Below are 1,560 nucleotides of genomic sequence, written 5' to 3'. Positions count from 1 at the left end.
CTAAGGGCTGTCCCGCAAGTGATCTCAGACGTGCTACTCATCAGCCGTCGGCATAGATCCACTATCCGGTCAAGGCGAGGTTGTGGAGGCGGGCGATGCCGAGCATGGCGTGGTGGACGCCGTCGCCTTTCAGGCGGCAGTCGCGGAGGATCTTCCAGGTCTTCATGCGGGCGAAGGTGTGCTCAACTCGGGCGCGGACCTTGCGGTGGGAGGTGTTGTGGGCTTCCTTCCAGGCCGGTAGCTCGGTCTGGCCGGGTTCTCGGCGGTGCGGGATGATCAGACCAGTGCCGCGGTAGCCACCGTCGGCGATCACGGTGGTGTTGCCCACCGAGCTCTTGGCTCCGGACAGTTCCCATGCCTTGCAGTCGTTGCGGTTGCCCGGCACAGGCCGGCCGACGGAGACGACAAGGCGTGAGACGGCATCGATGACGACCTGGTGGTTGGTCGAGTAGCGGTAGTTCTTGGACTGCTCCGCCACGCTGTGGTCCCGCGTCGGCACCAGGGTGCCGTCCACGATCAGCACCGTGTCTCTGCGGAAGCGGCTCCGCGGCCGCAGAGCGAGCAAGGGGCCGAGCTGGCTCACAATCCGGCCCGCGGCAGACTTCGAGACCCCGAACAAGGGGGCCAGCTGCCGCAAGGTCAGGTTTGTCCGCCAGTACGCGGCAACCAGCAACACCCGGTCTTCCAGTCGAAGACTCCACGGACGGCCCCTGCAAACCACGGGCAAGCCTCCGCGCCGCAGCACGTTGATCAGTTTGCCGAACTGCTTCGGAGTAAGCCCGGAGTACGGCGCTATCCATGACGGCTCCGACGCCGTGATCACAGCCCCCACATGAAGATCATCTCAGTCGTGGGCGGCTGGCCTCCCGCACGGGTCCAGACCTGCGGGCCATGGATCTGCCGGCCGAGCTCAGTAGAGCCAGCGGTCCAGGAACCCTGGCCAGAGAAACCCCTCGTAGCCGTTGAAGGCTGCCGGGTCGATCTCCTTCAGCTCCTCGGCAAGCCGGTTCAGCTCGGCGAAAGCCCGCTCTTCCTCCCCTTCAGAGAGGTACTCCTCGGGGCCGTCCGGCTCGCTGAGAAGCTCTGAGGCGGTTACGCAGCTGCCATAGTGGTGAAGGACGTTGAGCCACACGCCGACACCCGAGTTGGCGAACCATGCCTCCCCATCCGGCATGACGAAGTAGACCGTTCCAGTCTCCGGCTCAACGCCGAACGATGACCGCTCGGCCTGATCATCGGGGTCCGCCTGCTCGGTGAGACGGTAGAGCGGGCCCCGGGACGTGAGCAGGATCGGATCAGCCTCGCTCTGCATCACGACTCGTTCGATGAGGCGCGGAGCTACCGGGACGCCCACCTCGACGAGCTGTGCCTTCATGAAGCCCGGGATCTGCCAGCCGGCCACAACGTCCCGTCCGGCTCGCGTGACATGCCCCAGACCGGCCCACTCGGTCAGCTGGTCGTACGTCGCCATCGAACGATCCTCTTCCGTCGGCTGCGGTCCTGACCCTATCGAGCCGGTCTCAGGTCAAGACACGGCCGCACTTGCGGGACAGCCCTTAG

2 protein-coding genes are annotated in these 1,560 nt (G+C 65.6%); both read right to left on the bottom strand.

Annotated features, from left to right (window positions below; all coding sequences use genetic code 11):
- Positions 1-61: 61 nt before the first annotated feature.
- Complete coding sequence (locus IF00_RS0140295; protein ID WP_106975953.1) at positions 62-832, bottom strand: transposase; 771 nt, start codon at positions 830-832, stop codon at positions 62-64.
- 78 nt (positions 833-910) lie between these two features.
- Positions 911-1,471: an SUKH-4 family immunity protein gene (locus IF00_RS0140290; RefSeq protein WP_030327076.1), complete on the bottom strand. Its 561-nt coding sequence runs from the start codon at positions 1,469-1,471 to the stop codon at positions 911-913.
- Positions 1,472-1,560 lie beyond the last annotated feature (89 nt).

This window comes from Streptomyces flavochromogenes, assembly GCF_000717595.1.
GTDB lineage: Bacteria > Actinomycetota > Actinomycetes > Streptomycetales > Streptomycetaceae > Streptomyces > Streptomyces flavochromogenes.
Note: the sequence above shows the minus strand (reverse complement) of the source record. Positions and strands in the feature narration are given on the sequence as shown.